Origin of the sequence: Methylobacterium sp. J-088, from assembly GCF_022829295.1 — a bacterium.
Classification (GTDB): Bacteria; Pseudomonadota; Alphaproteobacteria; order Rhizobiales; family Beijerinckiaceae; genus Methylobacterium.
In genome coordinates this window covers 169,285-175,760 of the sequence record NZ_JAKSYH010000278.1, presented here as the reverse complement: position 1 = coordinate 175,760, position 6,476 = coordinate 169,285, and the positions used below count along the sequence as shown (strand labels likewise).

At 69.5% G+C, this 6,476-nt stretch carries 7 protein-coding genes; 5 read left to right on the top strand and 2 right to left on the bottom strand.

Annotated features, from left to right (window positions below; translation table 11 throughout):
* Window positions 1-456: 456 nt before the first annotated feature.
* The 4 genes from MKK63_RS30785 to MKK63_RS30770 all read left to right on the top strand — a co-directional run bounded on the left by MKK63_RS30785 (window position 457) and on the right by MKK63_RS30770 (window position 3,801).
* Entirely contained in the window at window positions 457-1,560 is a 1,104-nt protein-coding gene (locus MKK63_RS30785) for a helix-turn-helix transcriptional regulator (protein WP_244008249.1), read from the top strand.
* Between the two features lie 96 nt (window positions 1,561-1,656).
* A complete protein-coding gene (locus MKK63_RS30780) occupies window positions 1,657-1,857 on the top strand; it encodes a hypothetical protein (protein ID WP_244004918.1) in 201 nt (66 codons plus the stop codon).
* Window positions 1,858-2,459: 602 nt separating this feature from the next.
* Window positions 2,460-2,990, top strand: a complete 531-nt coding sequence (locus tag MKK63_RS30775) for a GNAT family N-acetyltransferase (protein ID WP_244008248.1) — start codon at window positions 2,460-2,462, stop codon at window positions 2,988-2,990.
* A gap of 196 nt (window positions 2,991-3,186) precedes the next feature.
* Window positions 3,187-3,801 carry a DUF2147 domain-containing protein gene (locus MKK63_RS30770; RefSeq protein WP_244008247.1) on the top strand — a complete coding sequence of 205 codons (615 nt, stop codon included), beginning with the start codon at window positions 3,187-3,189 and terminating at the stop codon, window positions 3,799-3,801.
* A gap of 7 nt (window positions 3,802-3,808) precedes the next feature.
* Here MKK63_RS30770 and MKK63_RS30765 read toward each other — a convergent pair whose 3' ends face one another.
* Window positions 3,809-5,032, bottom strand: a complete 1,224-nt coding sequence (locus MKK63_RS30765) for a serine hydrolase domain-containing protein (protein ID WP_244008246.1) — start codon at window positions 5,030-5,032, stop codon at window positions 3,809-3,811.
* Between the two features lie 52 nt (window positions 5,033-5,084).
* Window positions 5,085-5,594, bottom strand: a complete 510-nt coding sequence (locus tag MKK63_RS30760) for a DUF427 domain-containing protein (protein ID WP_244008245.1) — start codon at window positions 5,592-5,594, stop codon at window positions 5,085-5,087.
* Window positions 5,595-5,709: 115 nt separating this feature from the next.
* Between MKK63_RS30760 and otsB the strand changes: the two genes are divergently transcribed.
* Complete coding sequence (gene otsB / locus MKK63_RS30755; RefSeq protein ID WP_244008244.1) at window positions 5,710-6,453, top strand: trehalose-phosphatase; 744 nt, start codon at window positions 5,710-5,712, stop codon at window positions 6,451-6,453.
* Window positions 6,454-6,476 lie beyond the last annotated feature (23 nt).

Sequence of the window (6,476 nt, the reverse complement as noted above, 5' to 3'; positions counted from 1 at the left end):
TAGAGGGTTGGCAGATGATACTGGGGGCGCGCCCCCGGGGGCGTCCGCAGACCGGGTTCTTCGGCGCCCCGCCCCCCCCCGGTGGAGCTGTTTCTCGGGAAGGGGGGGCGCACCCCGCCTCCACCCGAGGGGGGGGTTTTTTCCCCCCTGGTGGGGGCCGTTCCCCGGGGGAACCGCATGGTGTGGCTCAACCGGCCACCGGCCCCGCGCGGAAAAACCCCCCCCCCCCCCCCCCCCCAACCCCCCCACAGGGGGATCGGGCAGCATTCATGAGCCAAATCGCGCGTCTGATCTCCTTTGTGTCCGCCAATAACGGTATTCGATCGATCCGATATTGTAATAACGTTGCGATCTGACAGATATTGTATAAATTCTGATGGAAATGAGACCCAGGGTGTGTACATTTGCATTCCGAGCGTCGAGCTCGGAGATAAGGTGTCCCTGGAGGCCGGTCGAATGTCTGGCCTGGAACGCGATGACGTCCCCCGATTGCGGGACGATCTGGAGACGAAATTCCAGGAGGATCTCGAAGACGCGGTCCTTGATGCGAGCCGCTGGCCCGACCTGATCGAGCGGGCCGCGCGCAGCTCCGGCAGCGCCGGTGCGCTGCTCCTGCGCACGGACCGGACCGGACTCGACGCGCTGTGCACCCAATCGCTGGCCGAGCCCGCACGCCGCTACTTCGAGGAAGGATGGCATCGGGAGGATCATCGCCTGCGCGGCCTGCCGACGCTGCGCACGCGCGGCGTCACGGTCGATCTCGATTTCACCTCCCCCGACGAGATCGCGCGGCTACCCTACTATCAGGATCTACTCGGCTCCTGCGGCTTGCGCTGGTTCGCGGGCGTCGGGTTCGAGGTGAAAGGCCGGCTCTGGTGCCTGTCGCTGCAGCGGACGGTGGCGCAGGGGCCCTACGAAGCGCATGAGCAGCAGCGGCTGGCGACCCTGTCGCCGCTTCTGCGACGGGCGGGTCTGCTGACCCTGATGGTCGAGAAGGCCCGGCTCGCCGGTCTGAACCAGGCCTTCGACGTGATCGAGCGCGCCGCTCTGGTCCTCGATTCCGAGGGAAAGGTGCTGTGCTGGAATGCGGCGTTCACGGCGCTGCTCGGCCCCGACCTGAAACTCGTCAGCGGACGCCTCGTCGCCGAGGATCCGGAGGCGGCACGGCAGCTGGAGGCTCTGACACGTCCGTGCGGGCGGGCGCCGATCTCGGCCGTCGTGGTGGCGCGCCGGGATGCGGAGCCGGTCGTGGTCCATGTCGTGCCCCTGGTCGGGCCGAGCCGGGGCCTGTTCGCGGGGGGCCGGACGCTCCTCCTTTGCCGCGTGGCCGGGGCGACGCCGGTCCCCGCCACGTCTGTCCTTCAGGCCGCCTACCGGCTGACCCCCGCGGAGGCGCGCCTTGCCCAGGCCCTGTCCGGCGGGGAATCCCTCGCAGAGGCGGCTTCCCGGTTCGCCATCGCGGCGGCGACCGCCCGCTCGCAGCTGAAGGCGATCTTCGCCAAGACCGGTGCGACCCGGCAGGCGGATCTCGTCCGGCTGGTGGCGGGGCTCGCGCGCTGATCCCGGCACCCGCGGGGCGGGACGTCGTGCGCGGTCGAGGACGGAACGGGCCTGCCCGCTGCGCCGTTGCAACTCCGACGTTTAGGAGAAACCTCGATGACCCATCGGATCGCACTGATTTCCGCCCTGACCATCGGCGCCGTCCTGGCCGGCGCGCCGGCCGAGGCGAAGGGCTGCCTCAAGGGCGCCGTGGTCGGCGGCGTTGCCGGGCATATGGCCGGTCACGGCAAGATGGGCGCCGCCGCGGGCTGCGCCGTCGGCCACCACAACGCCAACAAGAAGGCCAAGCAGGGCTGAGCTCAAAGCCTTCCGGTTCGCGGCGCATCCGGGCCGCGAACCGGACGCCAGAGCGCTCTCCGCCGAAGTGGATGTCGGTTCGGCGCAAGAGAGTGCGCAAAGACACAGGCTTCGCGTGGGGCTCGATTGCAACGCGCTCGGGATACGACAAGTGTCTGTCGCCCGGGTCGACAAGCGCGACCTGCCCCTTCTCCCGAACGGGCGAGGGTTAGGGTGAGGGTTGAGAACGCGCAAAATCGAGCGCACCTTAGAAACCCTGACGCGGCATGCCTCTTCCGGACTCTTCTCATGCCTCACCCGGCTTTCTGCGAAAGCAGACCTCTCCCGCACGGGAGAGGGGACCCGCGCCCTGTTCGGCGACGGTGGCGTCACTGTCGTGTACCGTGTGCAACGCGATCGGGCACCGCTCGAGCCGCCCTGGGCGCGTCCGGCCGGTATCGGCACGTGCTACGGCTTGTGACAGCCATGCCAGGGCCGCGCGACGGGGCATGTAAAAGCACAGGCCGCTGCGTCCGCGCGTCCCCCCGCGGCGGCTCAGAGCTTGCAGACCGTTGCGTAACCCTTCGCGTTGCCGGTACGCTCTCGGATCAGGCTGAGACCGTATGACCGACGCGATACGCCCCGCCACCGAAGCCGATCTGCCGACCATCACGGCGATTTACGGCGACGCCGTCACCACCAGCACGGCGAGTTTCGAGACGGATCCGCCCACGCTCGAGGAGATGACCCGGCGCTTCACCGTCCTGCGCGACGGCGGCTATCCCTATCTGGTCGCCGTCCGGGACGGAGCGGTCGCGGGCTATGCCTATGCCGGCCCCTATCACCAACGCGCGGCCTACCGGTCCACCGTGGAGGATTCGATCTACGTGGCACGTACGGCCCGGGGCGGCGGCATCGGCCGCTCCTTGCTCGAAGCCCTCATCGCTGATTGCGAGCGAATCGACTGCCGGGCCATCGTCGCAATCATCGCCGAGAGCGGCTCGACCGCCTCGACGGCCTTGCATGTGCGCCTCGGGTTCAGGCCGGTCGGCACGTTGGAGGCGGTCGGGTACAAGCACGGGCGCTGGCTCGATGTCACGCTCATGCAGCGGCCGCTGGGCCCAGCCCGCGACACGCCGCCGACGCGCGCGTAGAGGCGACATCTCGCTCGCCGACTTCAGCCGTGGGCTGTCCTGTCATGATGCGGACAACTTCGCGCGGGACAGGGCGGGTCAGAGGCGCATGCCACCCGGCGTTCGGCCCGGTGCGCGCGATGACGTGAGGGGAGAGCCTTCCTTCACGCAAGCGGTCCGGATCTGACGGCGGCCCGCGGTATAGAGGAGTTCGGGAATGCGGTTTTCATCGATCGGTCGCCGTGTTGCGCCGCTCGCGATCCTGGCGCTGTCCGCGCTCGCAGGCGCTGCGCAGGCCGCGACCCCGGCCGATCCGAGCGGCACGTATCTTACGGAGGACGGGCGCGCCCGCGTTCGCCTTGAGAAGTGCGGGACGGCGGCAGACCGCCTGTGCGGCTATGTGGTCTGGCTGAAGGTCCCGCTCAACGACAAGGGCGAGCCGCGGATCGACTTCAAGAATCCCGATCCGAAGAAGCAGGCGCGGCCGTCGCTCGGCCACCAGCTGATCCTGGGCCTGAAGCCGAACGCCGACGCCCATTACGAGGGTAAGATCTACAATTCGGAGGACGGCAAGTCGTACGACGTCACCATCTGGACGGATGCGCCGGGTGAGCTGACGGTCCGCGGCTGCCTGATCGCCTTCCTGTGCAAGTCGCAGACCTGGACCAAGGTGACCGATCTCGTGGCGGGGCAGCTCCCCGGGCCGACCAACGGTCCGAACGGCCCGCACAGCGACCCGGAATACGCGACCTCCGCCGCCGGCGCGAAGCCGACCGCGAAGGCGGGCGCAAAGCCCGCAGCCCCGAAGCCCGCGGCACCGGCTCAGGAGTGAGCCGGGCTCACGCGGCCAGGGCCGCGTAGGTCAGGACGCGCAGTTCGCGCCGGATCGGAAGCGCCGAGGACGGCACCAACTGCGTCATGAGCACGACCGACAGATCCTCGGCGGGGTCGATCCAGAACGCCGTCGAGGCCAGCCCACCCCAGGCCACCTCGCCGGGGCTGCCGAGGATCTGGGCGCGGGCCGGGTCGAGCATCACCGAGAAGCCGAGGCCGAACCCGATCCCGGTATAAGAGGTTTCGGCGAAGCGCGGGGTGCCCATCGCGGCGAGATCGCCCGGCAGATGGTTGGCCAGCATCAGCTCGACACTCTTGCGGCCGAGCAGCCGCTGACCGTCGAGAGTGCCGCGGTTGAGGATCATCCGGCAGAAGCGCTGGTAATCGGCGGCCGTCGAAACCAGCCCGCCCCCGCCCGAGGCGATGGCCGGCGGGTGCGCGAAGGCCGTTTCCACGGAATCGTCGAACAGACGCAGCCGGCGTTCCCGATCGTACGCGTAGGTGGCGCAGAAGCGCGGCATCAGCGCGGGTGAAACGTTAAAATCGGTATCGACCATGCCGAGCGGCTTGATCACGAAATCGCGGAGATAGTCGGCGAAGGGCCGACCGCTGACGACCGCCACGTACTGGCCGAGCACGTCGGTGGCGACGCTGTAGTTCCAGGCGCTGCTAGGCTGGGCGAGGAGCGGCAGCTTCGCCACCCGGGCGGTCATCTCGGCGAGCGTGCCCTCCCGCGCCAGGAAGTCGATCCCGTTCTCGCGGTACTGCGCGTCGACCAGGGTCGCCTCCATGAAGCCGTAGGTCAGGCCGGCCGTATGGGTGAGAAGATCCCGCACGGTGATCGGCCGGCGAGCCGGCTCGGTCTCGATCTTCGCGCGATTGCCGCCCACCGCGACGCGCATCTCCGAGAATTCAGGCAGGACGCGCGCGATCGGATCGTCGAGCTGAAACAGGCTCTGCTCGTAGAGCTGCATGACCGCCACCGAGGTCAGCGGCTTGGTCATCGAGTAGATCCGCGCCACCGTGTCGAGGGTGAACGGCGTCCCGCGAACGAGGTCGGCTTGGCCGCAGGCCCGGGCGAAGGCGGGCCGCCCCCGGCGCGTTATTGTGACCGACAGGCCGGCGAGCCGTCCCTCCGCCACGAGGCGGTCCATCCAGGGCTCGATCCGGGCGAGACCCGCCGGATCGAAGCCGGCAGCCTTCGGGTCGGTTTCGGTCAGCGCGCTCATGGCGTCTCCACGACGATTCAGGCGAAAAGCGTAAGGGGGCGGACGACGAAAATCACCACCCCATCGTCCCCGGCGTCCCCTTGAACGGGCCGACGATGCCGGGGGTGATCCAGCCGCCGTAGAAGCTGCCGGGCTGAGGCGTGACCGGATCCCCGCCGACGAAGCAGGCATCCATCGGCCCCGCGTAGAACGCGACGTAACCGGCGATCACGCGGAAATCCGGTGTCGGATCCGGATAGGTCCAGGCGGCTCCTGGGACCATCCTGCCGCCGCCCTGTACGTCGAACAGCCGCGCTTGGCCCTTCCACTCGCAGATGCCGGCGCGCCGCGGGTTGACGAGCGTACCCCCTGCGATATCGCCCGGCGGCAGGTAGTAGGTCGGCGGATGGGAGGTCTCCAGCACCCGGAAGCCGGCGTCCGTCTCAGCGATCACGGCCCCGCCGAGCACGACGCGCAGCCGCTGCCGCACCGGCTCCAGCCGTGGCGGGCGCGGGTAGTCCCAGACACTCTCCTCGCCCGGCTTGATCGGATCCGGTGTCGGATGGGTCGGCAGCCTGATCATGTGGATTCCCGTGCAGAGCGCATGCGCGGGCGATATAGGGCGCTCACCGGGCCGTTTGTCGGAAGGCCGGCCCGTGCTAGCCCGGAGCCGACATTCGAGCCCGGGATCACCCGCGATGGACATCGCCCTCTTTCTCGACTTCGACGGTACGCTGGCCGAAATCGCGCCGCGCCCCGATGCGGTCGTGGTGGAGCCCGGCCTCGTGGAGACGCTGGAGCGGCTGCGCGAACGCCTCGGGGGCGCGCTGGCGATCGTGACCGGCCGGCCGGTTGCGGTGATCGATGGCTTCCTGGCGCCCGCCCGCCTCGATGCCGCCGGACTGCACGGCGTCGAACGCCGGCTCGGTGGCGCCCTCAGCGGCAGCCGGGCGGAGGACCATCCGGACCTGCGCCGGCAGGTCGCGCGGCTCGAAGCCGAGAGCGCCGCGCTGCCGAACGTCCTGATCGAGGACAAGGGCGCCTCCGTGGCGGTGCATTGGCGGCTCGCGGGCGCCGACGATGCGGCGCGCGCCGAGGCGCTCGTCAAGGCGGCCGCCGAGGTGCTCGGTGCGGACTATCGGCTGCAGCTCGGCAAGGCGGTCGGTGAGATCGTCCCGGCGCAGGCCACCAAGGCCCATGCGATCCGCGCCATCATGGAGCAGCCTCCCTATCGCGGGCGGGTGCCGGTTTTCTTTGGCGACGACCGAACGGACGAGATCGCCTTCGCATCGGTCAATGCGGATGGCGGAATCGCCGTCCGGGTCGGTGACGGCGAGACCGTCGCGCACCATCGCCTGCCCGATCCGGCCGCGATCCGCGCCCTGCTGCGGGACTGGGCTGCGGGCGGCACCATCGATCCGGCGGCGCTGCCGCCGGCCTGAGCCAAGCGGCGTCAGGGGAGGAT